Source organism: Shimia sp. R10_1 (genome assembly GCF_017744095.1).
Lineage (GTDB): Bacteria > Pseudomonadota > Alphaproteobacteria > Rhodobacterales > Rhodobacteraceae > Shimia.
Genome location: NZ_JAGHQX010000014.1, coordinates 38,043 through 64,988, shown reverse-complemented (window position 1 = coordinate 64,988; position 26,946 = coordinate 38,043). Strand labels below are relative to the sequence as shown.

The 26,946-nt window shown below is 55.9% G+C and carries 26 protein-coding genes; 8 read left to right on the top strand and 18 right to left on the bottom strand.

Features of this window, described 5'->3' with window-relative positions:
• A partial coding sequence (locus J7413_RS19085) for a fumarylacetoacetate hydrolase family protein (RefSeq protein WP_209101184.1) occupies positions 1-132 on the top strand: 132 nt, incomplete at its 5' end.
• A gap of 268 nt (positions 133-400) precedes the next feature.
• The gene (locus J7413_RS19080) at positions 401-2,299 is read left to right on the top strand and encodes a PhoX family phosphatase (protein WP_209101157.1); all 1,899 of its coding nucleotides are present in this window, start codon (positions 401-403) and stop codon (positions 2,297-2,299) included.
• A 107-nt stretch (positions 2,300-2,406) separates the two neighbouring features.
• Here J7413_RS19080 and J7413_RS19075 read toward each other — a convergent pair whose 3' ends face one another.
• The 5 genes from J7413_RS19075 to J7413_RS19055 all read right to left on the bottom strand — a co-directional run bounded on the left by J7413_RS19075 (position 2,407) and on the right by J7413_RS19055 (position 8,539).
• Positions 2,407-3,135, bottom strand: coding sequence for an SDR family oxidoreductase (locus J7413_RS19075; RefSeq protein ID WP_209101154.1), 729 nt, complete (start codon positions 3,133-3,135; stop codon positions 2,407-2,409).
• Positions 3,132-4,664 carry an AAA family ATPase gene (locus tag J7413_RS19070; RefSeq protein WP_209101151.1) on the bottom strand — a complete coding sequence of 511 codons (1,533 nt, stop codon included), beginning with the start codon at positions 4,662-4,664 and terminating at the stop codon, positions 3,132-3,134. The genes J7413_RS19075 and J7413_RS19070 overlap by 4 nt, the downstream gene beginning before the upstream one ends.
• A gap of 151 nt (positions 4,665-4,815) precedes the next feature.
• Positions 4,816-5,511, bottom strand: coding sequence for a hypothetical protein (locus J7413_RS19065; RefSeq protein ID WP_209101148.1), 696 nt, complete (start codon positions 5,509-5,511; stop codon positions 4,816-4,818).
• Positions 5,512-5,731: 220 nt separating this feature from the next.
• Entirely contained in the window at positions 5,732-7,018 is a 1,287-nt protein-coding gene (gene ccrA / locus J7413_RS19060) for a crotonyl-CoA carboxylase/reductase (RefSeq protein WP_209101145.1), read from the bottom strand.
• 150 nt (positions 7,019-7,168) lie between these two features.
• Positions 7,169-8,539 carry a 1-acyl-sn-glycerol-3-phosphate acyltransferase gene (locus tag J7413_RS19055; protein WP_209101142.1) on the bottom strand — a complete coding sequence of 457 codons (1,371 nt, stop codon included), beginning with the start codon at positions 8,537-8,539 and terminating at the stop codon, positions 7,169-7,171.
• A gap of 192 nt (positions 8,540-8,731) precedes the next feature.
• Here J7413_RS19055 and J7413_RS19050 point away from each other — a divergent pair, with 192 nt between their 5' ends.
• From J7413_RS19050 to J7413_RS19025, 6 genes are all read left to right on the top strand, one after another.
• On the top strand, positions 8,732-10,708 hold the full coding sequence (locus tag J7413_RS19050) for a protein meaA (RefSeq protein ID WP_209101139.1): 1,977 nt from the start codon (positions 8,732-8,734) through the stop codon (positions 10,706-10,708).
• A gap of 175 nt (positions 10,709-10,883) precedes the next feature.
• Positions 10,884-11,198 (top strand): H-NS histone family protein, encoded by a 315-nt coding sequence (locus J7413_RS19045; RefSeq protein WP_209101137.1) that lies wholly within the window; start codon positions 10,884-10,886, stop codon positions 11,196-11,198.
• Positions 11,199-11,429: 231 nt separating this feature from the next.
• The gene (deoD, locus tag J7413_RS19040) at positions 11,430-12,137 is read left to right on the top strand and encodes a purine-nucleoside phosphorylase (protein WP_209101134.1); all 708 of its coding nucleotides are present in this window, start codon (positions 11,430-11,432) and stop codon (positions 12,135-12,137) included.
• Positions 12,138-12,242: 105 nt separating this feature from the next.
• Positions 12,243-12,908 (top strand): alpha/beta fold hydrolase, encoded by a 666-nt coding sequence (locus tag J7413_RS19035; protein ID WP_209101131.1) that lies wholly within the window; start codon positions 12,243-12,245, stop codon positions 12,906-12,908.
• 318 nt (positions 12,909-13,226) lie between these two features.
• On the top strand, positions 13,227-14,882 hold the full coding sequence (locus tag J7413_RS19030; RefSeq protein ID WP_209101129.1) for a DUF1302 family protein: 1,656 nt from the start codon (positions 13,227-13,229) through the stop codon (positions 14,880-14,882).
• 241 nt (positions 14,883-15,123) lie between these two features.
• Positions 15,124-15,708 (top strand): HNH endonuclease, encoded by a 585-nt coding sequence (locus tag J7413_RS19025; RefSeq protein ID WP_209101127.1) that lies wholly within the window; start codon positions 15,124-15,126, stop codon positions 15,706-15,708.
• Between the two features lie 352 nt (positions 15,709-16,060).
• Here J7413_RS19025 and sigJ read toward each other — a convergent pair whose 3' ends face one another.
• The 13 genes from sigJ to J7413_RS18960 all read right to left on the bottom strand — a co-directional run bounded on the left by sigJ (position 16,061) and on the right by J7413_RS18960 (position 26,929).
• Positions 16,061-16,936 (bottom strand): RNA polymerase sigma factor SigJ, encoded by an 876-nt coding sequence (sigJ, locus tag J7413_RS19020; protein WP_209101126.1) that lies wholly within the window; start codon positions 16,934-16,936, stop codon positions 16,061-16,063.
• Positions 16,933-17,475, bottom strand: coding sequence for a hypothetical protein (locus J7413_RS19015; RefSeq protein WP_247743634.1), 543 nt, complete (start codon positions 17,473-17,475; stop codon positions 16,933-16,935). The genes sigJ and J7413_RS19015 overlap by 4 nt, the downstream gene beginning before the upstream one ends.
• On the bottom strand, positions 17,472-17,858 hold the full coding sequence (locus J7413_RS19010) for a hypothetical protein (protein WP_209101125.1): 387 nt from the start codon (positions 17,856-17,858) through the stop codon (positions 17,472-17,474). The genes J7413_RS19015 and J7413_RS19010 overlap by 4 nt, the downstream gene beginning before the upstream one ends.
• Before the next feature lie 462 nt (positions 17,859-18,320).
• Entirely contained in the window at positions 18,321-19,181 is an 861-nt protein-coding gene (locus tag J7413_RS19005; RefSeq protein WP_209101124.1) for a DUF1989 domain-containing protein, read from the bottom strand.
• A 61-nt stretch (positions 19,182-19,242) separates the two neighbouring features.
• Complete coding sequence (locus J7413_RS19000) at positions 19,243-19,677, bottom strand: DUF4399 domain-containing protein (protein WP_209101123.1); 435 nt, start codon at positions 19,675-19,677, stop codon at positions 19,243-19,245.
• 66 nt (positions 19,678-19,743) lie between these two features.
• The gene (locus J7413_RS18995; protein WP_209101122.1) at positions 19,744-21,384 is read right to left on the bottom strand and encodes an FAD-binding dehydrogenase; all 1,641 of its coding nucleotides are present in this window, start codon (positions 21,382-21,384) and stop codon (positions 19,744-19,746) included.
• A 147-nt stretch (positions 21,385-21,531) separates the two neighbouring features.
• Complete coding sequence (locus J7413_RS18990) at positions 21,532-21,690, bottom strand: hypothetical protein (protein WP_209101121.1); 159 nt, start codon at positions 21,688-21,690, stop codon at positions 21,532-21,534.
• A gap of 166 nt (positions 21,691-21,856) precedes the next feature.
• Positions 21,857-22,636 (bottom strand): succinate dehydrogenase iron-sulfur subunit, encoded by a 780-nt coding sequence (locus J7413_RS18985; RefSeq protein WP_209101106.1) that lies wholly within the window; start codon positions 22,634-22,636, stop codon positions 21,857-21,859.
• A gap of 141 nt (positions 22,637-22,777) precedes the next feature.
• Positions 22,778-23,335, bottom strand: a complete 558-nt coding sequence (locus J7413_RS18980; protein ID WP_209101104.1) for a hypothetical protein — start codon at positions 23,333-23,335, stop codon at positions 22,778-22,780.
• Complete coding sequence (sdhA, locus tag J7413_RS18975) at positions 23,335-25,149, bottom strand: succinate dehydrogenase flavoprotein subunit (protein ID WP_209101102.1); 1,815 nt, start codon at positions 25,147-25,149, stop codon at positions 23,335-23,337. The genes J7413_RS18980 and sdhA overlap by 1 nt, the downstream gene beginning before the upstream one ends.
• A gap of 84 nt (positions 25,150-25,233) precedes the next feature.
• Positions 25,234-25,605: a succinate dehydrogenase, hydrophobic membrane anchor protein gene (gene sdhD, locus J7413_RS18970; RefSeq protein ID WP_209101099.1), complete on the bottom strand. Its 372-nt coding sequence runs from the start codon at positions 25,603-25,605 to the stop codon at positions 25,234-25,236.
• Between the two features lie 12 nt (positions 25,606-25,617).
• Positions 25,618-26,001, bottom strand: a complete 384-nt coding sequence (gene sdhC / locus J7413_RS18965) for a succinate dehydrogenase, cytochrome b556 subunit (RefSeq protein ID WP_209101097.1) — start codon at positions 25,999-26,001, stop codon at positions 25,618-25,620.
• Positions 26,002-26,233: 232 nt separating this feature from the next.
• Positions 26,234-26,929, bottom strand: a complete 696-nt coding sequence (locus J7413_RS18960) for a DUF1194 domain-containing protein (RefSeq protein ID WP_209101095.1) — start codon at positions 26,927-26,929, stop codon at positions 26,234-26,236.
• Positions 26,930-26,946: the final 17 nt, after the last annotated feature.

Below are 26,946 nucleotides of genomic sequence, written 5' to 3'. Positions count from 1 at the left end.
GTCATCTCAACAGGAACACCACCAGGCGTCGGCATGGGACAAAACCCGCAAACATACCTCAAACCTGGCGATAAAATGAAACTCAGCATCCAGGGACTGGGAACGCAAACACAAAACGTTGTAGCAGGCTAATTTTATCCCACACAAATGCGATCTTGGGCCGGACTGGCGAACAGCTCCGGCCCGATTTCTACCGAGACGCTCCTCGCCGACGCCAGGTAGCCCTCACCAAGCTGGCAGCCAACCGCAGGCAAAAAAACGCCGAAACCGCACAAAAATCTGCGTCAGCGGCACTGTCATATGGTTGAGAATTTCTTGTCACAAAACTGATTCAGGCGCACCCTAGCGTTTTTAATGAGTGATACTTGGGGTCCGCCCCAGCCAGCTTAAGGAGCCAGCCATGTCCCATGATGACCTGTCGTTTGACGAGATTGATGAACTGATTTCCCCCCGCGCAGAAGAAACTGATTTTGATCGCGTGGTCGAAAGCGCCCTGTCTCGCCGTGGCTTTCTCGGCGGTGTGATGACCTTTGGTCTGGGCTCCTTCCTTGTCGGCACCACGGCTTTGACCCGCGATGCACAAGCTGGCAGCCATGGTCACGCAGACCGCTTCGGCTTCCACCAGATCCCTGCCAATTCTGAGGACACGATCACCGTGCCAGACGGTTTTGAGTGGGAACCGGTCGTGACTTGGGGCGATCCGCTCTTCAGCAGCACGCCAGCCTTTGACGAAGCCACCCGCGGCACAGCCGCCTCTCAGGCCGGCGCCTTTGGGGACAACAATGACGGCATGGCCTTCTTCACCAAAGGTGGCCGCCATGTGATGGCCATCAACAATGAATACACCAACCGCAAAATCCTCTGGGGCAACAACCCGGATGGCGCTTGGGTCAGCGATGATGACGTCGAGAAAGGCATGATGGCCCACGGTGTGTCTGTGGTCGAAGTGGCGCGCAACGACGCAGACTCATGGCAGGTTGTGATCGACAGCGACCTGAACCGCCGCATCACACCACAAACCGATATGGAGATCACCGGCCCGGCCGCAGGCCATGACCTCATGAAAACCACCGCCGACCCAACCGGCACCACCTGCAAAGGCACTTGGAACAACTGCGGTAACGGCGAAACCCCTTGGGGCACCTATCTGGCCTGCGAAGAAAACTTCAACGGTTACTTCTCTGCCGAAGATGAGGCTCATGAGGTCAGCGCCGAGCTCAAGCGCTACGGTGTTTCTTCCAAAGACTGGGGCTATGGCTGGGCCAAAGTGGATCCGCGCTTTGACGTTGCCAAAGATCCCAATGAACCCAACCGCGCGGGCTATGTGGTGGAAATCGACCCGTTTGATCCCACCTCCACCCCGAAGAAACGAACCGCACTCGGCCGTTTCAAACATGAAAACGCCGCCGTGGTTGTTGCCACCAACGGTAAGGTTGTCGTCTATATGGGCGATGATGAACGCGGCGAATTCCTCTATAAATTTGTCTCTGAGGGCACCTATTCCGGCGTGGGCGACAACTCGGATCTTCTGGAAAGCGGCGATCTCTACGTGGCCAAATTCCACGATGACATGCGCGGTGAATGGCTGGCGCTGACACCGGAAACCACAGGCATGACCGAGGCGGAAATCCGCATTCATACCCGCCAGGCGGCTTCAAAAGTGGGTGCCACCACCATGGACCGCCCGGAATGGGTTGCCGTGAACCCCACCAAGGCAGAGGCCTATGTGGCGCTCACCAACAACAAAAACCGTGGCGTGAAACCCAATGCGGGTGGCGATGACACCTCTGCAAACGGCCCCAACCCGCGCGTCGAAAACCACTATGGTCAGATCGCCCGCTGGATGGCCGATGACGCCGATCACACCGCCCCGGGGTTCAGCTGGAACCTTTTTGCCCTCGCGGGCAACCCGGATGTACACAGTGATGCATATGCAGGCAGTCAAAACATCAATGCTGGAAATATGTTCAACTCGCCTGATGGCATGGCGTTTGACAGCACCGGTCTGTTGTGGATCCAGACAGACGGCAATTATTCTAATGCCGAAGACTTTGCGGGCATGGGCAACAACCAAATGCTCGCAGGCGACACCGTAACCGGCGAAATCCGCCGCTTCCTGGTGGGGCCAAAAGAGTGCGAAGTCACCGGCGTGTGCTGGTCCCCAGATCGGCGCACCATGTTTGTCGGCATTCAGCATCCCGGCGAACGCGGCGACTCTCACTTCCCAGACGGAGGCACTTCTGTGCCGCGCTCTGGTGTCTTTGCCGTCCGTCGCACCGACGGCGGCCTGATTGGATAACGACGACGCACATTCTGACTACACAATTCCTTTTTATGACGTAGCCTTTGGCCCTCGATCTCCCCAAAGATCGGGGGCTTTCCATTTTGGAAAAGCCCGGCGGCGCGCTATCCCCGTCCGATGTAGGGCATTTTCGTCGCCATCACGGTCATGAACTGCACGTTCGCGTTCAGCGGCAATTCCGCCATGTGCAACACGGATTTGGCCGCATCGTCCACATCCATGGCCGGATTGGGCTCTTTGCCCTCTGCCACCAATCGCGCATTGATGCCTGCCACCATGTCTGTCGCTGCATTGCCAATATCAATCTGTCCGCAGGCCACATCAAACGGGCGTCCATCCAGTGACAGGCTCCGGGTCAGACCCGTGATCGCGTGTTTGGTCAGGGTGTAGCAGACCGAGCCCTCGCGTGGCACATGCGCAGCCAGAGATCCATTGTTGATGATACGTCCCCCCTGCGGGCTTTGACGCCGCATCTGGGCAAAGGCCAGTTTGGCCGCAATGAACATGCCGCGCACATTCACATTCAGCACCTGATCAAACCCACCCAGATCCACTTCATCAATCGGACCTGTCGGCCCAAACATCCCCGCATTGTTAAACAGCGCATCCAAACGCTCACTGCGGGCGACAAACCGTGCAAAAGCGCCTTCCAGGGCAGCCGCATCGGTGACATCCGCCACCAGCGGCACCGCAAATTCATAAGCGCTCGCAAGCTCCTGCAGCTTTTCTTCGCTGCGCGCCAGCACCCCCACACGCCAGCCTGCATTCAAGAAAGCCTCTGCGGTGGCGCGGCCGATGCCCTGACTGGCCCCGGTGACAATGATGCTTTTCATGCGCTTTCCTCCTGCGCCTGTAACGTGAGTGGCGCGGGTGCCGAGATTAGGTCGTCTACACGCAATCCATCTGTTGGCTTTGCCAGCCGATTGCGCACCACCCAATAAAGCCGCTCACTGGCCCGCGTGATCGCCACATAGGCCAGCCGCTTCCACAGGGGCTGCCCCGCCTCCATCCGGTTCATCCGCGCCGCCACAAACAGATCCGGCGCAAACACCTGCACGTTCTCCCACTGGCTGCCCTGTGCCTTGTGAATGGTCACCGCCGCCCCATGCAGAAACGTTGCCCCCATGCGTGCGGCAAAGGGAATGAAAGGCTCTTCTTCCTCAGGCGCTTCGATCTTCACGATCGAGGCCGCAGACACACGCGGATCTTCCGCCCCCATCACATGCAGCCGCGAAAAGCCCGGCTTGCGACCGGGGCCGAGGTATATCACCTGCGCGCCTTTGATCAGCCCCCTCGCCTCCAGATCCAGCCGCTTTTTGCGATGCTTTGCGGGCAATTCGATCCCGTCACAAATTAAGGGTTCGCCTTCCAAAAGTTCATCTTCTGGCGCGCCATGCACATGGCGAAACGCATGGATCAGCCGGATCCGCGTTGCATTGCGCCAAACCAGAACGGGCGAACGCGCCATCAGATCCACTTCTACCCGCTGGGCAAACTGCACCCGATCATCGCGGCGGGCGGTCTCTTCCACCATGCGTTCGAAATCCTGAAACCCCAGCTGCGGATCGGCCAGCGCATGGGCCAGATCCAGGATCGGGTTGTCCGCCTCCTGGCGGTGAATGCGCTCCAGATTGTACACCGCAGGCGCGGGCAACTTGTCAAAAACCATCGCGCCGGACTGGTTCACCGGTGCCAACTGCGCAGGATCGCCAAACAGCACAAGCGTGCTGAAAATATCCTTCAGATCGTCAAACTGCTTGTCATCCAGCATCGAGCTTTCATCAATAAAGCCGATGTCCAGCGGATCATCCCGCCGCTTCCATCCGGTGATAAAATCACTGCCCCGCAGCCCCGCAGCCGCCAATGCGCCGGGGATGGATTTGTGCAGTTTGTAAAACTCCAGCGCCCGGTCCAGCGCCTCATCCGTCAGCCCTTCAATCTCGGGCCGCTCGCCATTGTCGGCCAGCCATTCGGCGATCTTTTCATATTCCGGGTCATAGACCGGCGTGTAAATGATCCGGTGGATCGTGGTCGCGGGCACGCCCCGCATCCGCAGCACACTCGCCGCCTTATTCGTCGGTGCCAGAATGGCCAGCGTGCGCTGATCTTTCTTTTTCTTGCCCTCATAATCGCCAGAAACGATTTCAACACCCACCTCTTCAAGCGCTTTCACAAGCTCTGACAACAGCATGGTCTTGCCAGACCCAGCCTTGCCTGTCACCGCGGCAATCGCCTGTTTGCCCTCTGTGGGTGGGGTCAGAAGACTTTGCTCCAAATCCACCCCCAGCCCCTTGAGAAGGAGGGAAATATTGTCAAAGGCCTCGGCCTGATCATGGCTGAATGTGATGGACGTGCTGCTCATGGCGCGACCCTATAGTGGGCAGCGATTAGGGGCCAGCGGGTTTCGCAAGCCAATGTCCAAAATCGCCCCAGACGCGCGCGCCCTCGCGCCCAAACAAAACCCCCGCAACCATCGCTGGCCACGGGGGTAAGTTCAAGCGCTGTCTGGCGCCTTACTTCGCATGCGCGTCCCATGCATCTTTCAAGGCTTCACCTTGCGGATGCGCCCGGGAAAACAGAACATACACCGGAACCGATCGTACCACAGAGCCTTTCGCGATGTCGCCCATCTCGGCGCCAAGCACAGACTTCAGCGAAAGATCGCCCGCCACTTCATTTTCGATCAGCAAATCCACGCGGCCTGACTGCAACAGTTTCCACGCACTCTCTTCGGAAAACACATCATGCATCTCAGACCCCAGATCTGCGAGGGCCTTCTCATACCAATAGCCAGAATAGCCGACCAGCTTCAGACCTTGCGCATGGATATCCTCAATTGAGCTCACATTCAGCCCATCGGGATACTTGGCGCGGCTGTAATAAATCACGTCAACCTGGTCTTCCAAAAACACTTCTGGATAGTAAAAATCCGCCAGACGATCGTCCGTCTTGGACCAAGAGAATGTGGCTGGATACTCCCCTTTTTTGGTCAGCTCGTAGGAGCGCTTCCAAGGCAGAAAATCAAGCGCCACTTCATAGCCCGCAGCCGCCATAACCTCTCGCACCTTTTGCGCGTGCACACCTTGCTCCGGCAGCTCTGCACCAACATAAGGCGCCCATTCTCCAACAGCCATCTTAACAGTCTCGGCCATGGCCATAGCACCGGTAAAACTCAGAGCAACCGCTGCCATCAAGCTTTTGATTTTCATTTATTTCTCCACTTCATTTTTCAAAGAAGGCCCTAAGAGGGTCTCCTTAAAAATTGGCAAAGAGATCGAAGAAACTCACCGTCGCAACAATCTGCTTTAAGGAGAATTAAACTTTCCTAGAGCCCAACACATTTCGCCTTGAGAACACAATAAAACACCCCACAGGCTGGCAAACCTGCGGGGTGCTTTTGGTGCTCAATCAGCCTGCGAAACTGGCCTTTTACTTGCCGGCCTCAAGCACGTCTTCCAGCGTGCGCAGCCCTGTCTTTGGAGCCTGCACCAGCACCGACATATTGCCGGGCTTGTGTTCATTGCGCAGCATTTTCATATGCGCTTCTGGCAGCTCCGCCCAAGGGAACACTTCTGACATACATGGGTCCAGGCGACGCTCCACCATCAATTGGTTCGCGGCGGCGGCCTGCTTCAGATGGGCAAAGTGAGAGCCCTGCAAACGCTTCTGATGCATCCACATGTAGCGCACGTCAAACGTACAGTTGAACCCGGATGTGCCCGCGCAGATCACAACCATACCACCCTTTTTCACAACAAAGGTCGACACCGGGAACGTGCTTTCACCTGGGTGTTCAAACACCATGTCCACATTGTTGCCTTTGCCGGTGATGTCCCAAATGGCTTTGCCGAACTTGCGCGCCTCTTTGAACCACTCCGCATATTCGGGCGTGTTCACGGTGGGCAACTGTCCCCAGCAATTGAAGTCTTTGCGGTTCAGAACACCCTTAGCCCCAAGACTCATGACAAAGTCGCGTTTGGTTTCGTCTGAAATCACGCCTATCGCGTTGGCACCTGCGGTGTTGATCAACTGGATCGCATAGGATCCCAACCCGCCGGATGCCCCCCAAACCAGCACATTCTGGCCAGGTTTCAGATCATGAGGCTCATGGCCAAACAACATGCGGTACGCAGTTGCCAGTGTCAGCGTGTAACACGCGCTCTCTTCCCATGTCAGGTGCTTGGGACGTGGCATCAATTGCTGCGCTTGAACGCGGGTGAACTGGGAGAAAGAGCCATCCGGGGTCTCATAGCCCCAAATACGCTGGCTGTCCGAATACATTGGATCGCCGCCGTTGCAGTGCTCATCATCACCGTCATCTTGGTTGCAATGGATCACCACCTCATCGCCAACCTTCCAGCGCTTTACCTTATCCCCCACGGCCCAAACGATGCCAGACGCATCCGACCCAGCAATGTGATAGGGCTGCTTGTGCACGTCAAACATGGAAATCGGCACACCAAGGCCTGCCCAGACACCGTTATAGTTCACACCTGCTGCCATCACCAGAACCAGCACTTCGTGGCTGTCCAATGTGGGGACATCTACAACTTCCTGAAGCATCGCCTTGTTGGGTTCACCCTGGCGCTCACGCCGGATCGCCCAAGCGTACATTTGCTTTGGGACATAACCCATTGGGGGCATTTCGCCCACTTCATAAAGATCCTTTTGCGGCGCGTCGTAAGTTGAGATTGCGCTTTCGGTATCCAGAGCCATCTTCGCCTCCTGTTGGTCGTTTTGCCGCGATGCAGAATCGCGTTTCTACCACCGAGATACCGACGACAGAGAAACATTGCAACCTTAGGTGCCTTCATTTTGTAATTTTATGACCTTGCAATCGCAGCAATTTATGCTGCAATTGCGAAATCATTCCAACAAGTGACGAATGGAATTGGCGTAAAATGCCAGCTCATCTCTTTGATTTTCTTTCTTAAAATATCGATTGTCATCTTCACCGATCATGCGCCGACCAACCAGAATGCGCAGTCCAGTTTCCGTTGCGTCCCCAGCGACACAATCTTGCGCCTGCTGCGCAGTTTCCCCAAGGTGATCCATATGGGTGACATAGGCGGCCTTGATCTCCTCAAGCGTCATAGGGACCGCTGCGTCTTCTAAAATCGCCGCCACCAGCGGCACGGACAGCACGGGAACCACCGCATTGATCCGTCCCATAAGTTCAAGCGACAACGGCTCCGCCAGATCCTCCCCGGCACTTGTGGGGTGATGTTTTACAAATTCCGCCAAAGACAACGGATGCCCAAAACGTACCTCTGCGGTGCCAAATTTTCGATACTTCCCCAAACAGCGCAACCAGATCTGCTTCAGGAAGAAACCCAAGATCACGCTGATGCGCGCACGAAACCCTTTGCCACCACGCGCCTTGGCCTCCAACAGGATGCGATCCTCCAAAATTCGATCATAGTTCAGCGCAACAGGCACAAACACAACGTCCCGCGCCTCGGGATCATAGGCATCTGTGATATACTTGAGCAGGCCACGTTTCGGCTCCTGAGGCGCACCATCAAGACTCAGGCGGCCCTCAGGGAACATCGCCTGCGTGACACCGGCCTCTGTGGCCAGCCGCACATATGCGGCCAACACCTTGCGATAGAGTTCGCTATGCGATCTGCGCCTTATAAAATAGGCACCAAGCGCCCTGATCAGGCGGCTTAGCGGCCAGACACGCGCCCATTCGCCAACCGCATATGTCAAGGCAGAGCGCCGCGCAGCCAGATAGGTCACCAGCACATAATCCATGTTGCTGCGATGGTTCATCACGTAAACCACCGTGGCATCTTGTGGCAGCGCATCAATTGCCGCTTCATCCACAAACCCCACGCGCACATGGTACAACGCGCGGCTGAAGAACCGGGTGAGCCTGATCGCCACACCAAAATACATGAACGCAGAAAAGGACGGCACAATTTCGCGCGCGTAGCGTTTGGCTTCCTCAAACGCCACCGCGTCGGGGATCCCTTTGGCACGGGCATGTTCAGCAACCGCACGCGTCACATCGGGCTGATAAATCAGGCGCTGTATCATATCATGGCGCTGTGCCAGCTTGAAAGGCTCGATTGGCCGCTGAAGACGCTCGTTCAGATGCGAGACAGCCCGCTCCATACGACGGCGAAAAAACCAACGCACAGAGGGGAAAAGCAAGTGGCTTGCGGCCGTTACAATCGCAAACAACAAGATCAGGCCAAACAGCCAAACGGGAAGTTCTACAGTCGAAGTCATGGCGCGGACTCTGGCAACTGCGCTCCCCAAGGTAAACATGTATCTCTGCTTGACAGTCCGTCGCCGATAACGTGACGGGACGTATTCGCCGCAGCGCAGCGAATTCTCTTGCAAATGATATTTCTCCAAATTACGCTCTGACGCAACATTATTGCCAAGCCCTCGCTGGGCCATCGAACAGAGGGACCCCCAATGTCGCAGACGCAGCAAAAGCCGACAAAAGACCGCCCATGGTTGATTCGAACTTACGCAGGCCATTCAACTGCCAAAGCCTCAAACGCGCTCTACCGTGCCAATCTGGAAAAGGGACAAACCGGACTGTCGGTGGCCTTCGATCTGCCGACACAAACCGGCTATGACAGCGATCACATCCTGTCGCGCGGCGAAGTGGGCAAAGTGGGCGTGCCGGTATGTCATTTGGGCGACATGCGGACCCTGTTTGATCAGATCCCGCTTGAGCAGATGAACACCTCAATGACGATCAACGCCACTGCCCCATGGCTGTTGGCGCTCTACATCGCCGTAGCAGAAGAACAGGGCGCTGACGTCACCAAGCTGCAAGGCACCGTGCAAAACGACCTGATCAAGGAATATCTCTCACGCGGCACTTACATCTGCCCCCCAGAGCCGAGCCTCAAAATGATCACGGATGTCGCAGAGTACTGCTACACCAACGTGCCTAAATGGAACCCGATGAACGTGTGTTCCTACCACCTGCAAGAAGCCGGCGCGACGCCAGAACAAGAACTCGCCTTCGCGCTTGCCACCGCCATCGCTGTGCTGGACGCACTCAAACCTCGCGTCGCCCCAGAAGACTTCCCACGCCTGTGCGGTCGCATTTCATTTTTTGTGAATGCAGGTATCCGCTTTGTCACCGAGATGTGCAAAATGCGCGCCTTTGTGGATCTGTGGGACGAAATCCTCGTGGAGCGCTACGGTATAGAAGACCCAAAATCCCGCCGCTTCCGTTACGGGGTGCAAGTAAACTCACTGGGTCTCACAGAACAGCAACCGGAAAACAACGTCTATCGCATCCTAATCGAGATGCTCGCGGTGACACTGTCCAAAAAAGCCCGTGCCCGCGCGGTGCAGCTTCCCGCCTGGAACGAAGCCCTCGGCCTGCCCCGCCCATGGGATCAGCAATGGTCAATGCGCATGCAGCAGATCATGGCTTTTGAAACGGACCTATTGGAATACGACGATCTATTTGACGGAAATCCAGCTGTCGATAAGAAAGTCGAACTCTTAAAAGAAGGCGCGCGCTCTGAATTGGCCAATTTGGAAAGTATGGGCGGCGCAATTGGTGCAATTGATTATATGAAATCTCGCCTCGTGGACAGCAACGCCGAGCGGCTCAACCGCATCGAGGCGGGGGAGACCGTGGTCGTGGGTGTCAACAAGTTCCAAAAGGGAGAACCCAGCCCTCTGATGACCGGCGATGGCGGCATCATGGTGGTCGACCCCGCTGTGGAACAGGATCAAATTGGCCGGCTGAAGTCTTGGCGTTCTGAACGTGACAGCGCCGCGGTCGAGAAAGCGCTCAAAGATCTGCGTGACGCCGCCGCCAGCGGGGCAAATGTCATGCCCGCCTCCATCGCCGCCGCAAAAGTTGGCGTCACAACCGGTGAATGGGCCGCACAGATGCGCATCGTTCACGGCGAATACCGCGGCCCCACCGGTGTATCCGGCGCACGGTCCAACAAGACTGAGGGCCTTGATGAGATACGTGAAGAGGTCAACGCCGCCTCTGATCGACTGGGCAGGCGCCTCAAATTTGTGATTGGAAAACCGGGACTTGACGGTCACTCAAATGGCGCCGAACAAATCGCCTTCCGGGCGCGGGACTGCGGCATGGACATCACCTATGACGGCATTCGTTTAACACCCGAAGAAATCGTTACCAAAGCGCTAGAAGACAAAGCCCATGTGGTCGGGCTGTCCATTCTCTCAGGCTCTCACATTCCACTCGTTGAAGATCTTATGGCCCGCATGGAGGCTGCAGGCCTCGCAAACACACCGGTTATTGTTGGGGGGATCATCCCCGATGACGACGCCGAGCGGCTGCGCGATATGGGGGTCTCTCGTGTCTACACGCCCAAGGACTTCGAATTGAACACCATCATGCGCGACATTGTGACCCTCGCTGCTCCAGAGACAGAAGCGGCCTGAAAACGCATATAAACAACAGCACAGGGATGCATTACCAATGCGGGAAAATCATATTTTTCCCGCAATTCATCCATGTTTAAACACACAAATCTGTGAGCAATACACAGATATCTCTTGCGCAATCCCCCTCGCATCGGCGAAATACCGCCACCACCAAATAAATAGAGACTACTAAATGAACTTGGAAGAAATGTCCCGCGAGGCTCTTGTCGATTTGCGCGCGCAAATCGATATCCAGCTGGAAAAGCGCGAAGCCAAACGCAAGACAGACGCGCTTAAAGCTGTTGAAGAGGCTGCCGAAAAATATGGCTTCTCCCTGGAAGAGCTGGCCAACGCAACGGGCAAGAAAAAGAATGGCTTCATGAAAGGCGTGCCAAAATACGCTCACCCAGAAGACAAAACCCAAACCTGGACTGGCAAAGGCCGCAAACCGAAATGGTTTGATAATGCACTTGCCGCAGGCATTTCTCCCGAAGAAATGGAAGTCTAACAAGACGAGACCCGAATATGGGGCCTGATCTTACTGGAACAGGCTCCCACCAGCCACAGAGCTGATGATAGAATGCACGCCGGTTGATCTGAAAGGTCGCCCGGCTTTATTGTTTTTGAGCTATCACTATCACCGAAATCTGGCTTGATGTTTTGCACCTATTTGCGCATTTAAGCTGGTCTAGCCTGGCGACATGCCACGCGTCTAATTGATGCTTGAAAGGATACTTCCATGACCGTTCATATCGGCGCTCAGCCCGGCGATATTGCTGAAACAGTATTGCTGCCCGGTGACCCTTATCGCGCAAAATGGGCGGCGGAGAGTTTTCTGACAGACGTGAAACTCGTCAATGAAGTGCGCGGAATGCTTGGCTTTACCGGCATGTGGAAAGGCAATCGCGTCACAATACATGGCTCAGGAATGGGCATGCCATCGCTTTCAATTTACGCAAACGAGTTGATGAAAGACTATGGCGCGCAAACTCTGATCCGCATTGGATCTTGCGGCGGCATGCAAGAAAGCGTCAATGTTCGCGACGTAATCATCGCCATGACGGCAACATCACTGTCCACGCCCTCACGCGGAATCTTCAAAGAAATCAACTTTGCCCCATGTGCAGACTACGGCCTGCTGCGCGCCGCCGCAGACGCCGCAGCGGCAAAAGGTACGCCAACCCACGTGGGCGGCATCTACAGTTCCGATGTATTTTATGACGAACGACCGGACTTAAACGAGCAAATGACACGCCATGGCATCTTGGGTGTAGAGATGGAAGCGGCAGAACTCTACAATCTTGCCGCGCGCCATGGCCGCCGTGCATTGGCGGTGCTCACGGTTTCCGATCATCTGCTCACAGGCGAAGCGCTTCCCTCCGAAGATCGCGAAAAAAGCTTCGGCGATATGGTCGAAATCGCGCTTGAGGCTGCTTTCAAATCGTAAGCGTCAGACTTTACGGCGGCGGGCACCTGCCCCCGCTACTGTCTTGCGACCCGCGCGCTGTCATGCCACACACGTCTCTGAACTGAGATCACATAGGGCCGTGACATGACGCGCGTATTGCAAACCCTCCGCAAAGAACCCGCTTCGGGCGAAACCCGTTCCGCGGTCATCTTCCTGCATGGCTATGGCGCCAATGGCGCAGATCTCATGGGCCTCGCAGACCCGCTGGCAGAACATTTGCCAGACACGCTTTTCTTGTCCCCTGACGCCCCTGAAGAAATTCCCGGCATGCCCATGGGGCGCCAATGGTTCCCTATTCCGTGGATTGATGGATCCTCAGAGGAAGAAAGCGAACGCGGCATGATGGCGGCGGTGGATGATCTGAACGCGTTTTTGGATGCGGTCATGGTCGACGAAGATCTGCTGCCTGAACAGGTTGTGCTGTTGGGCTTTTCGCAAGGCACAATGATGAGCCTGCACGTCGCCCCACGACGCGAAGATCCCGTCGCAGGTGTTGTGGCCTTCTCTGGTCGCCTGCTGCAGCCGGACCTGCTGAAAGACGAAGCGGTCAGCAAGCCACCAATCCTGCTGATTCACGGTGATCAGGACGATGTGGTTCCCCCTCAGTCACTGCCTGAAGCCGCCGAAGCACTACAAGAAGCCGGCTTTACAGATGTCTATGCCCATATCATGAAAGGCACGGCACACGGCATTGCACCAGATGGTCTTGGCGTCGCATTGGCCTTCATGCGCGATAAGCTTGGGCTGTAATTTCAACAGCGCCCTTCGGACTCTTTTTGATCTTTGCGGGCGGTTCATGCCGCTCGCAAAATACCTTTTGGGCGACACCCTAAATCAATCTGCGATGCGCCAGAGCCACGCCTTAAAAAAACTCTAACAAAAAACTCATTATCACAGCAAAATCCCTTGGGTCCAATCTCCGCCCAATATACTATCCACTCGTACTAAAGCTCTTTGCGTTTTCATGAAGCATACGGCGGGCAATTTCGCGCTCTCTTTTTGTGAGAGATGCCCAAACGCCTCGGAAACAGCGTAAATCGCTACATCTTTATTTTACTGGAGCCCACCGTGAGCCATCACAATTCTGAGGCGCGTGCTTTTTCTCCTCTGGTGCTGACCGTGAGTTTGGCCACTGCAACCGCAATCCCGAGCTTGGCAACAGCACAGGCAACCAGCCCATCCGTTGTTGAAGGCCCACCCACACGGATTGTGGGCTTTGAAACCGCCAACATGAACCATGCGGGTACTGTGGAACTCAACATCGGTGCGCGTCAAAACTCGCCAAGCACACCGACCGGCACAGGCAACCAAGTCTACAATGGCGGCGGCTCTTATGCGTTCACAGACCGCTTCACCATGGGCATCGACGTACAGAACTATGTTGACCCAATCGGTGGCCCCGTCGCTGGCTTCCCAACGATCCCACAGATCGAAACCACGCAAGTCGCGCTCTGGGGCAAATACCAACTCTACAACAATGGCCGCGTCAGCATCGCAGCTCTAGGTTCAGTTGAGAATTTCGCGTCCCTGAAGTCTGATTTTTGGGGCGGTTTTGACACCAATCAAGATGGTGTGTTCATCGGGGCAATCAAAGCGCCGATCACCTACACAGTGTCGCCAAAACTCCAGTTTCACCTGACCCCAGGCGTGACACTGGCACCCGATGATGTGGCCGGAGATGAGTTTTATGGCACGATCGTCAGCCTCGGCGCTGGCGTCAGCTACCGCGCTTCCAACCGAGTGTTGATGTTTGGCACCGTGGAAACAGCCCTGTCTGGCGAAAACACAATCAACAGCGATGGGAATTTTGAAGCTGTGCCTGTCTGGACGGTGGGCGGACGCTACAATGTCACCCCGCGACTTGGTCTTGAGGGATATCTCACGAATGGCTGGGGCAACTCGCCTGCAACCAGTGTCATGACCTTCTGGCCCGACGGCGACGATGTGCTCGCGGGCGCACGTCTGATCTACACACCCGGTGCAAACCGCCCGCTCAGCTACCGAGATCTCTCCTTGCCGCCCACCACCCGTCAGGTCCATTTGCAACAAGACGGCTTCACCCTCGGTGCCGCCGATACGCTTGAACCCGGCATGCTGCGCACAGATATCTGGGGCGGCAGCGACAACAACAAAGGCGTTGCCCTGAGTTTCAGCCCCGATCGCGACGGCGAGATTCAGGTGATTTTCGAACAGTACTCCGACAACCCAACCGCAGACCCCGATCTCGTGCCCACCACCAGCGTGCGCTACATGATTGGCCCCAAACTGCGCTTTATGGATCAGAACAACGGCAATCTGTTCTCTTTGACCGGGCGCATGCTCTATGGGCGCCAAATCAACTCTGATCCCACCAAAGTTGGCGTCTTCTACACCGATCTGATCGCCAACTATAAAACCAGAAACGGCTTCTCTCTGACCGCCAGCCCAAAAATCGGCGCCTTTGGCAACAATGAGTTGGTCGGCTTTGGCATGGGCGTGAACTATGGCTTTGGCAACGGTTTGGAACTGATCGCGGAGGTCACCCCTGTGGGGCGCGATGGGGACGAAACAACCTGGGCCGCCGGCGCACGCTACCACTTGGGCCAATCCGGCTTTAGCATAGACGCCCAAGCCACCAACGCCATCGGGCGTCAGGGCATCGGCAGCATGGTTGCGCAAGACGACACACGCTTTGCCCTCACTCTGTCTAAAACCTTCGATCTCAACGGCTTGAAGTTCTACTGACACCGGCCAACAGGTCAATTCTGTTAACGCCGCGCTTGATATTTGAGCGCGGCGCTTTCATTTTATCCACAGGCCCGTCATGAAAGCGTCACGCACTGCTGACACTCTGCACCTGCCTCATCCCCTGCGACACTTTCGCATATCGTGAGGCTTGTCAGATCAAAGACACGAGATATAGTAGTTACAAGCGGGCAGCCCAGACAGCCAAACGTCGCAAGATGGGCGCAAAGGGAGATCGAAGATGGACGGAGATTTTAGGACAGAATTCACACGAAGTCCCGGCGGGTTGAAACACCACCCTGCCCTCGTATTGAACGCCGACTACCGCCCCCTCTCCTACTACCCGCTCTCTTTATGGCCTTGGCAAGACGCCATCAAAGCCGCCTATATGGATCGCGTCGACATCGTGGCTGAATACGACCATGTGGTCCGCAGCCCCTCCACCGAAATACGCATCCCTTCGGTTGTTGTCCTCAAAGATTATGTTCAATTGCAAAAGCGCGTGGCCTTCACGCGCTTTAATTTATTTCTGCGCGATGAATTTCAGTGCCAATACTGCGGCGCCCGAGGAGATCTGACCTTCGATCACGTCATCCCCCGCGCCGCCGGAGGTGTGACCAGCTGGGAAAACGTCGTCGCCGCCTGCTCGCCCTGCAATCTCAGAAAAGGCTCCAAAAGCCTGCGCCAGGCCCGCATGAGCCTGCGCAAACCGCCGCGCCAACCCGGCTCTGAAGAACTCCGCAATGTCGGCCGCAAATTCCCCCCCAACTTCCTGCACGACAGCTGGATGGACTATCTGTATTGGGACGCCGAACTGCAGGCGTGATTGGGAGGAGTAGCCCGCGCAAAGGTGGTCGCGGCATTCTATTTGGCTGCCAGATCATCCCCCAAAATATCTGCAATGATCGTCACAGATCACATAGACCAGCCCCCGACCCTGGGTGGGGGTTAAGCCCCCTCCCTTGGGGGAGGGCCCGTAGAGATGGGGTGAGGCTGGTCGGCTGCGTCGCCTGCGCGTTGGTGGGGACCGTGCGTTTCAGATTTTAAGTACGTGTTTAAGCTTTCAATGACCGCTGTCAGCCCGAAGCGGCCTTTGGTGCAGACCGCCGTGAAACTTCACTTTGAGCCCATATTGACCGGCTTCTGCGGCGCAGCAAGTGACTGCTTTGCCGATTTCACTACTGTTCGATCACCCCAAGTTTGTCTGGATTTCTCATGGTATACAGCCACGCGATTTTTCCACTTTGATCGGGAGCAAGCGTCGTGACGGAGTCCAATTGCTCGAATTGATATCGCAAAAAGGCGGGTTTGGTATTCACCAATGCAATCCGGGTTGTCCAGCCGGGTTCATGGCGTGTTTTTTCATACAAAGCTCGGAACACTTGTAGAATCTCGCTGCCACCGATCAATGGACGCCGCGCGGCACGCCTTTTCGCCCCGCCATCAGACAGTGCAACGGACTTGGGTGTCAGTAACGACAGAGCCGCATCGAAGTCTTCCGCCATGATCGCCATGAAAAAGCGCTGGCTCAAGTCTGCGACTTCTTCCGGAGTGGCGTCGAAACGGGGACCAGAGTCCTGCAATTTCTTTTGCGAACGGCTGACAAGTTGGCGACAAGCGGCTTCGGTTGCGCCAAGCGTTTTTGCAATGTCCGAATAGCTGGCGTCGAAGGCCTCTCGCAGAATGAACGCCGCGCGCTCTCGTTCCGTGAGCCGCTCCATCGCCCACAGCAATGCCAGCTCGCATTCCTGCGCAAGCTCAAACTGATGCACAGGTTCTTGTGTTTCACCCTGAATAAGGGGCTCGGGCAGCCAGGGGCCGACATAGACTTCGCGCTGTCGATGGGCGGTACGCAACGTGTCGATGGCAACATTCGTGGCAACCCGGCGCAGCCAAGCCGCCGGGTTGTCAATCTGGGCCGCGTCGACTGCTGACCATTTCAGCCATGTGTCTTGTACAGCGTCTTCCGCACCTGCACGTTCACCCAACATGCGATAGCACAGTGATATCAGTTTTGGGCGTTCTGCCTCAAATATGTCCGCGACCATGTTCATGATGGATACCGTACTTTTGTGGTTTCGTCCGCGATTGTCACACGGCTACAGGTTTGCCCGAAGCCAAGGCCGCGTTTCAGGACAGGGTATATTCGCCCGCTTGAGGCTGCAAAAGAGGCCGCAGTGACTGCCGCCGCACCAAAACGCGCTTCAATTTCTTGCCGTCGGCTGTCGAGTTCGGGAGCGTTCGCAATTGCCGCCTGGGAGAACCGAAACCCAAGGCCAACATCACCCGCTGCCTTTACATCGCCTTGAAGGCAAAGCACGAGCTGGTCTGCCGGAACCCCAGCCTCAAGCGCCATGTCAACGATCAGTTGCACACATGGTCCGCAGTCACCGTCCAGCGTTGATCCAAGCATTGCACCTGCCCAGACGTTCTGAGCGTCCTTGGGACCGCGAAATTGGCTGTAAAATGGCAGGATTGACATCCGCAGCGCTGCCTTTGCCGAGGTATCAGCAACATGGCTCATATAGCTTGTATCGTAATTGTATCGCGACCCGAACCGCTGAAAACCAGTTTTAAGAAGCGCACGGATCATGATGTCCTCCCTTCTGACTTCAAACGGGCCGCGGAAATGAACCCTGCAAAAGCGGGAATCTGGATACCTATCAGGTTGGTGAGGGCAATCAGATCGGCCGGCGTGCCGCGATGAAGCCAGATCCAAATATGAAAAAGCGCATGCAGGACGAGCCAGGACGCACCGAAGATTCCGGCTGTTTTGTCATGTTTGACTCCAGCCCAGATCAGGGCCGCCCCGCTTGACAGATAGGCAAGGGCGACATCCTTGGCAAAGTGAAAGTTCATTGGCCCCGTGAGTGCGACCCCCGGTACCGTGTGATACCAATGCTGCGTGGCCGTCCACATATAGACCGCAGTCAGAACTGAAATCCCTCCGACCCCGATTAAAACTAAATTTCGCATCATATCTCCAAAATTGAGGTTTCAGAGATAAGACGATCCAGAACGAGAGTTTGTGACGAACCTCAAAAAGCGGCCATCGGAGCAGCCGCAGCGAAACGGTGCTTTGTCCGCACAGCTGCCAATGAAAACTGAACTTTGCAAAGCTCGCTTTCTGCGCATTGCTGTCATTGGTGCGGAGCGCTGCATCGGTCAAATCGGGCTCACTGCCTACCTTCGCTGCACGGTGTCCGGATAGCCGATCCAACATTGCACCTCTAGCCGCAAGCCCCTGCTCGCTCGACACCCTGGAAATTCGCTTGCGATGCCAAACCTACCTTCCCACAAGCACCACCGCACGCTGGCAATACGATCCATTAAAACCGCACCACCCGCGCGCGGCGTTTACCTTTTGAGGCAGCCGTAAATTTGCACCTCCGCATTACAGCCGCGATACAGACGCAATACCGACATCAAATTTTATGGTTAACGCGTCACGCCATGGCTGCGATCATACCCATTGATCGCGGGGCTTTCCCACCCTTCCAGCGCGCCCTCTTTCGGCGCCAAGACCTCCACCAGAAGCGGGTAACACGCGGCTGCATCACTGCTGTGTTCAGCCGAGCAATCGCCCCCCGGACAAGCGCTCAATGCGCCCAGCAAATCGATCTCCGCAAAGGCTTCCAGATAGTCGCCGGGGCGCACTGGACTGGCTTTCATAAAGTATTGCCCCGTGTCTCGCGTGAAGCCTGTGCACATGAAAACGTTAAGAACATCATGCACATGCGGCTCCGCGTCTTCCAAACGCATTCCCCTATGCGCCGCCAAAGCACGGGTCAGATTGGAATGGCAGCAATAATGATACTGATCGCCACTCAACAGGTTGCCCGTATAGGGGTCACAGCGCGTGCCAATCACATCATGCACGGAGCCACCGTAGGCATCGATCCCGTACCAGCCCAACGTATCTGTCACGATGGTCGCCATCGGCCGCAGATTGGGCAGGCTCGACCACATTCGTTCTCCGGTCGTGATGTGCATGCCGTGCAAAGCTCTTGTTTTTCCAGAGAAAAACCGCTCATTCAGATCATGCGCATTCCACAGATTGAGATCCCCCACCTGCGGGCCTTCCACCGATGTGATGCGAAAGAAATGTCCCGCAGGCACTTCAAAACAGCGCGCATCCCGCGCGGGGATCAGCACCTCGTCCACCTTGGTCGCGTCTTTTCTCGCCGCTTGATAAAGCGCCAGTGGTGGGGTCGGCAGAGTGGTGTTCGGATAGCAAATCACCGGCTGGATGGCACGGCGGTCTTCGGCGTCAGCGGGGGGCAGGATGGTCTCAGTCATGGCGCGATCCTGCCCCCAAGTGTTAACGGGTTGCAATGGCTATCCGCACCGCAGCCATCACTTAATTGACAGTGATCGTAATCACCTCAGAGACAACCGGTGGGGTGTGTGGCACATGGAATTCATCCCCCAGCACCAGCTGCAATGTATGGGTCCCCGCTGGCAGCTCCAGCGTCACTTCCGTCTGACCGCCGCCAAAATGACGATGGTTGTCATCCGTTGGCACTCCATTTTCAAGCAGATCAGCATCCTCAGCCCCTTCTCCAAGCGGTGGCCGGTTGATGAAAATATGGTGATGTCCCGTGTTCTCAACCTCCGTCCCAGCAGGCGCAACCCCCATCCCAGAAAGTCCAAACTGCACCAAAACCGGGGACTGCACAGTGTCTCCATCAGACAGATTGACAAAGTACACCTCCGCCCCCTCAGGCGAGGGCGCACCACCTGCAACCCCTTGAGAAGCAATAGCAATCAGAGCTGCCGCAAACAGATGTTTCATGGTAGTCCTCCCAATACTCTTTAAAATATGGGGAGGTTAGCACGGCTCAGACCACAAATCTAAATCTTATACTGCACGCCCCACGGCCCGCCCTGAGAAGATGCAGCCGCCAAGGAAAGTCCCCTCCAACGCATTGTAGCCGTGATAGCCACCACCACCAAAGCCTGCGACTTCTCCAGCCGCAAACAGACCCTCAAATGCATTGCCATCCGGCTTGAGAACCTGTCCAGCGATATCAGTATGCAACCCACCCAGCGATTTCCGCGTCAGAATGTTAAGGCGCACGGCAATCAACGGGCCGTTGACTGGATCCAGAATGCGATGTGGCTTGGCTGTACGGATCAGGCGATCCCCCAGAAATGCACGCGCGCCTCTGATCGCGGTAACTTGCGCATCCTTGCTAAATGGGTTGTCGATCTGTGCATCGCGTGCGACGATCTGAGAGCGGATTTTGTCAAGCGAGACAGGCACTTCTGGCGTGACTGCATTCATGCCAGCCACAAGAGTGTCCAGCTCATCTGCAACAACAAAATCTTCCCCATGACGCTTGAATGCCTCCACCGGTGCCGGTGCGCCTTTGGAGAGCAAACGCCCCTTGAGCACCTCAATGAACTTGCCTGAAGACAAGTCAGGGTTCTGCTCAGATCCGGATAGGGCGAATTCTTTTTCAATGATCTTTTGCGTCAAAATGAACCAGCTGTGAGCATGCCCTGTAGACAGGATCCGCTTTAAGGTGCCTAAACTGTCAAATCCCGGCAGATAGGGCGCCTCCATCCGATCTCCCAAAGCGTCAAACCACATGGAGCTTGGCCCAGGGAGGACACGAATACCATGGTTTGGCCAGATCGGATCCCAGTTGGCCAACCCTTCGGTATAGTGCCACATGCGATCGCCATTGATGACCGCCGCCCCTGCCGCTTCAGCTTGCCGCTGCATCTGCCCATCAACGTAGTCTGGGACCCCGGCCACCATGCGTTTGGGTGCGGCACCCAGCCGATCTTGGGGCCAATACCGCCTCACCATCTCATGGTCGCCGCCAATGCCGCCAGTGGTCAAAACCACGGACTCTGCCCTCAGTTCAAAATCGCCGACAATGTCACGCGATGTAGAGCGCCCCCTCTCAGCGCCATCGTCCGCTAAGATTGCCCCGCGCACTCCTTTGACAACGCTGTTTTCGACAATCAACTCAGTGACTTTTCGGCGAAACTGCAAGTCGATTTTACCGTCGCCTGTCAGTTGTCGGACGTCCCGCTCAAACGGTGCGACCACTCCGGGGCCTGTTCCCCAAGTGATGTGAAAACGTGGGACAGAATTTCCGTGACCATGCGCCAACGCGCCGCCACGCTCGGCCCACCCCACCACCGGGAACCACCGCATACCGATCTCTCGCAGCCAACTGCGCATCTCACCGCTGGCAAATTCTAGATAGGCTTCGGCCACGCGGCGCGGGTTTTCATCCTCGGGCCTATCGAACTGCGCAGATCCCATCCAATCCGCATAAGCAAGTTCTGCGCTGTCCTTCACCCCCATACGCCGCTGTTCAGGCGTATCCACCATAAACAAACCGCCAAGGCTCCAAAAAGCTTGGCCGCCAAGGCTCTGCGTGCCTTCCTGATCCAACACGACAACCTGACGCCCCCGAAGCGCAGCTTCACGTGCAGCCACCAACCCAGCCAGGCCGCCGCCTACGATGATCACATCGACCATGTTGCCTCCTCCCGTTTTCTAGAGGCTAACGGGCAGTCGCCTGTGGACCAAGACCAACCTTACGTCAGGAAAGCGCGTCACTCTCAAACCGAGAAACGCAAAAAGCGCCCCAGCAAGGAGCGCTTCATATCAGCAATACCAGCAAGTTCAGGCTGCTTTTACATACTCAAAATATGTTTCTTGATCGCTGTCCTGCGACAAAACCGAAACGCGTGGTGGCTCTGAGTAGTAGGCGTAGGCTTGCTCAAGCACTTCCAAGGCACGCGCGGCGAAGTCTTCTGGTGTGTTTGTCTCTAGGGCGGACATCGGCAGTCTCCGTATTCACAACTGATCTCCTTCCCTGCTTGAGTATATAGCCAACGCAGCACAGCCAAAGAACTGCTCAGTTGGCAAAGGCGCCATGCAATCTATGCACAGAAAGAAACGAAAAAGGGCCCGCAAGGGCCCTTGTCGAAAATCTTTTCATCCACAATCAGACGTGGCGTTCGACCAGCATCTTCTTGATCTCTGCAATCGCCTTTGCCGGGTTCAAACCCTTCGGGCAGGTCTTTGCACAGTTCATGATGGTGTGGCAGCGGTAGAGCTTGAACGGATCTTCCAACTCGTCCAGACGCTCGCCTGTCGCCTCATCACGGCTGTCGATGATCCAACGGTAAGCGTGCAAGAGTGCCGCTGGACCCAGGTATTTATCGCCGTTCCACCAGTAGCTTGGGCAAGACGTAGAGCAGGATGCGCACATCACACATTCATAAAGACCGTCAAGCTTCTTACGGTCCTCAATGGACTGACGCCACTCTTTCGCGGGGCGATTGGTCTTGGTTTCCAGCCACGGCATGATGGATGCGTGCTGCGCGTAGAAGTGAGTCAGATCTGGGATCAGGTCTTTCACCACTGGCATATGCGGCAGCGGATAAATCTTCACATCACCTTTGATCTCATCGAGACCGTAGATACAGGCGAGCGTGTTGATCCCGTCGATGTTCATCGCACAGGACCCACAGATGCCTTCACGACACGAGCGGCGGAAGGTCAGCGTAGGGTCGACCTCATTCTTGATCTTGATCAGCGCATCCAGAACCATTGGACCGCATTTGTCCATGTCCAGAAAATAGGTATCCACCTGTGGGTTTTTGCCGTCGTCCGGGTTCCAGCGATAGATCTGGAACTTGCGCACATTGGTCGCGCCAGCCGGCTTGGGCCAGGTTTTGCCGGTCATAATCCGGGAGTTCTTGGGGAGGGCAAATTCGACCATCGTCTTTCCTTCCTACACGTGGGCGCGCAACCTGCGCTTACCTTCGTTCCTGTTCCTGCGCTGCCTCAGCATTCTTCCGAACGACAAGCGCTTTCTATTCACAATGCGCAGGACCCGGGAGTCTTCCACGCAATACATATTCTATCGGCGGCAATACTGAGAGCCACCATGGAGCACATCCGACTTGCGCGAGCAGCCAGAAGCGAATTCCAGGCCTTGAGACTTGGAGAACCCTTTGTCTCTGAGACAGCGATCCATGAAGCCCGACAAGGAAATCGGGGTGCCGAGAATTGCAATCGCAGCACCCTCCGCCGCAGAGTAACCAGCCCAGTGCCAAACCGCAGCTCCAGCGACAACGCCAAGAATTGCGCCGCCAACCATCGTGTTGCGGCACTGCTGCTCAGCAAGTTCAAAGCTTGTCTTGTCTGACACACTCGCAAACGCGTTGGTTTCATACTGGACACCGTAGGTATCCTGTAGGCAATCATTCACATTACTTGCACCGATATCTGTTCCGCCCGCATCAGAAACCACAACTGGTACATTTTCGTATGCCGTCACCTTATATTTTCCAGGCGCCCGCGTATCAGAGATACACTGCTGAATTTGCTGAATAACTATTGGAGTAGCTTTTTCCTCAGCAACAGCTTGTGTCGCCAAAGTCATTCCAATCAATAATCCAGCAAATCCAAATTTCATCAGAAGGTTCTCGCTTTAGGTGCAATCTTTTTAAGTTCGATCCCACCCTCCTCTTCTTTGGTCAGCGGGTCAACAATCACTGGGCGATAAGATAGATCAACTTTCGTGCCATCTTCGTTCACACGGCTCACCGTATGCACACGCCAGTTTTCGTCATCACGTGTCGGGAAGTCCTCATGCGCGTGCGCGCCGCGGCTTTCCTGACGCGCCTCTGCGGACACGATGGTGGAGATTGCAGACGGCATCAGGTTGGTGAGCTCAAGCGTCTCCATCAGGTCGGAATTCCAGACAAGAGATGTGTCGGTCACGTGCAGGTCATTCATGCGCCCTGCAATCTCGGTCATGGCCTCGACACCCTCTTTCATGGTTTTGGCTGTCCGGAACACGGCCGCGTCACGCTGCATGGTTTTTTGCATATCCAGACGCAGCTCTGCCGTCGGAATGGCACCTTTGGCGTGGCGCAAGCTATCAAAGCGCGCGAAGCACTTGTCGATCTCGACCTGAGGTGGGGTTGGCACGGGCGCGTCACGATCCACGACTTTGCCTGCACGGATCGCTGCCGCGCGGCCAAACACAACAAGGTCGATCAAAGAGTTGGACCCCAGACGGTTTGCTCCATGCACCGAAGCACAGCCCGCTTCACCAACCGCCATCAGGCCCGGCACAACAGCTGTGGGATCTTCTTCGGTTGGGTTCAGCACTTCACCCCAGTAGTTGGTGGGAATACCGCCCATGTTGTAGTGCACAGTCGGCAATACTGGGATTGGCTCTTTGGTTACGTCCACACCTGCAAAGATCTTCGCGCTCTCAGAAATCCCTGGCAGGCGCTCTGCAAGCGCTTCCGCCGGCAGGTGGCTCAGGTTCAGGTGAATGTGGTCACCTTCTGCACCGACGCCACGACCTTCACGGATCTCCATAGTCATGGAGCGCGAGACGTAGTCGCGTGGTGCAAGGTCTTTGTACTGTGGCGCATAGCGCTCCATAAAGCGCTCACCTTCGGAGTTGGTCAGATAGCCGCCTTCGCCGCGGGCGCCCTCGGTGATCAGACAGCCGGAGCCGTAGATCCCGGTTGGGTGGAACTGAACGAACTCCAAGTCCTGCATCGGCAGGCCAGCGCGCATCACCATGCCGCCACCATCGCCCGTACAGGTGTGTGCAGAGGTTGCAGAGAAATACGCACGGCCATAACCGCCAGTTGCCAGCACAACCATTTTGGCGTGGAACACGTGGAACGTGCCGTCGTCAAGCTTCCAGCAAACCACACCCTGACATTGGCCGTCTTCGGACATCAGCAGGTCGATTGCGAAATACTCAATGTAGAATTCCGCGTTGTTCTTGACCGATTGGCCATACAGCGTGTGCAGGATGGCGTGGCCCGTCCGGTCTGCGGCCGCACAGGTCCGCTGCACGGCAGGCCCTTCGCCAAACTCTGTGGTGTGCCCCCCAAACGGACGCTGATAAATCTTGCCTTCCTCGGTGCGCGAGAACGGCACACCATAGTGATCCAGCTCATAAACAGCCTTGGGCGCTTCGCGTGCGAGATACTCCATCGCGTCAGTATCGCCAAGCCAATCAGACCCCTTCACGGTGTCATACATGTGCCACTGCCAGTTGTCGGGGCCCATGTTGGAAAGTGAGGCGGCAATACCGCCCTGTGCCGCAACTGTGTGCGAGCGGGTCGGGAAAACTTTGGTCACACAGGCAGTGCGCAAGCCCTGCTCGGCCATACCTAGAGTGGCGCGCAAACCAGCGCCACCGGCGCCTACCACGACCACGTCATATTCATGTGTTTCGTATTCGTATGCTGCTGTCATCGGTCTAATCCTTGCCGCCGCTATACAGGGCGTTCAGTTCACAGTGTTACGCGTGCGCCACAACCTCGGTCGGGCGCTCCGGCGTCAGAGGGCGAGTTTAATCAGCGCAAACAATCCTACGATGATAATCGTGTAACAGATTGCACCTGCGGCAATATAAGTCAGCTTTTCCGCAACGCCGTGCATATAGTCTTCGATTGCGTCCTGAGCTTCGCTTTTGATGTGGTTCACACCAACGATCAGCGTGAGCGCGGTGATGATCGCAGGGAACGGCTTACCAAAATAGGCCAGAACCTCTTCGTAAGTGCCGCCAATGCCCATACCAAAGGTAATCACAAACAGCGGGACCAAGACCACCAGGAGCGACGAGTTGATCATCATGTGCCAGTGGTGCTCGGTGCCTTTACCAGATGCCCCGGTGCCTTGCGCGCGTTTGCGGTCGGTTAGAAAATTCATCTCATCTACTCCTTACACAATCAGCGCGGTCGCAATGGAAAGCACGGTTGCCCCTACAAACATGCCTTTGCCGAGCTTAACCGCAGTTTCGATATCCAGGCAGTAGCCGAAGTCCCAGATCACGTGACGAAGACGCCCCAGCATGTGATAGAACACCGCCCACGCGGACAGGAAAAGGAACACGTCGCCAAGGAAGCTGCGCAGCAATCCATCAATGAACGCAAACGCGCTTTCTGATGTTGCCGCAGCGAGGAGCCACCAAACAACGACCGCAGCAATCGGGATCAACGCAATGCCGGTGATCCGCACAAAAATAGAAGACACAGAGGTCATCTGAGGTCGGTAGATCTGCAAGTGGGGGGAGAGCGGGCGCTCAATCCTTTTCACATCAGCCATAATGAATCCTTTCAAGGTCTCTGCGGATCTTCTAGCGCATTTTTGCACGCTGTCACCTTGGCGAAGACTTAATTCTCGCTGTTTTTTTCGCCAATCATATCGATTTTTTCACTTTTGTGATCACACGTTTTTATTCGTGATCACAATTCATATTTATAGTATTTTTGTCAGGATAGTGAGCGAAGGAATCTCGCTCCGCCTCTGCATCCGAACGGCCAACCGATGTTGGCGCTCACATTTTTCCGGTCGTTTCTACGAAAGAAACAGACGTATTTGAAACCTGCTTTGCGACTTCGCGGATCAACTTTTGCCTGATCCGTCTTGGATAGTCCTCAAAACCTTGCGCGGTGACGACAAACGCACCGGGCCCCGTGATCACATTTTCCCAGAAGTAGGCTGTCAGGTCAGATGCATCGGTTTCAATCACCACCGCATTGATCGTTACCCCAAGTTCCGCCAACCGCTTCCGGCCGTATTCAACCAGCGGGCCTTCGTTTGACGGTCCGTCCCCGGACACATCTACAACCTTGCGCTCACAGGAAGGCGCGGCTTCCATCAGCGCAGCGGATGCCAAAAGCGCATCACCAATCGCTGTCGAATATCGGCTCCACTGACGGCGCATTTGCCCCACTCTAACCGCCAGATCTTCCGCATCTTGCGCCGACGTGATCCTGCTCCAAGGGACACTCACATGCTGGCGCCCTTCACCGGTCCACTGCATCAAGGCAACCGCAGCCTCTTGCGCGACCAGCGCCTCGACCACAATCCCGTCACGCAGCGCCGCAGCCAGCCCATCCATCTGAACGCGATACTCTTCTGCATCAATGCTGCCAGAGACATCCACTGTCAGCAAAAGCGCCAGCTCGCAGGCCTTTGCTGACGCCGGAAAACACAAAAGCCCTGCCGCTATGACATTGAGAAACCGCATGACAAAAGCCTAACCGG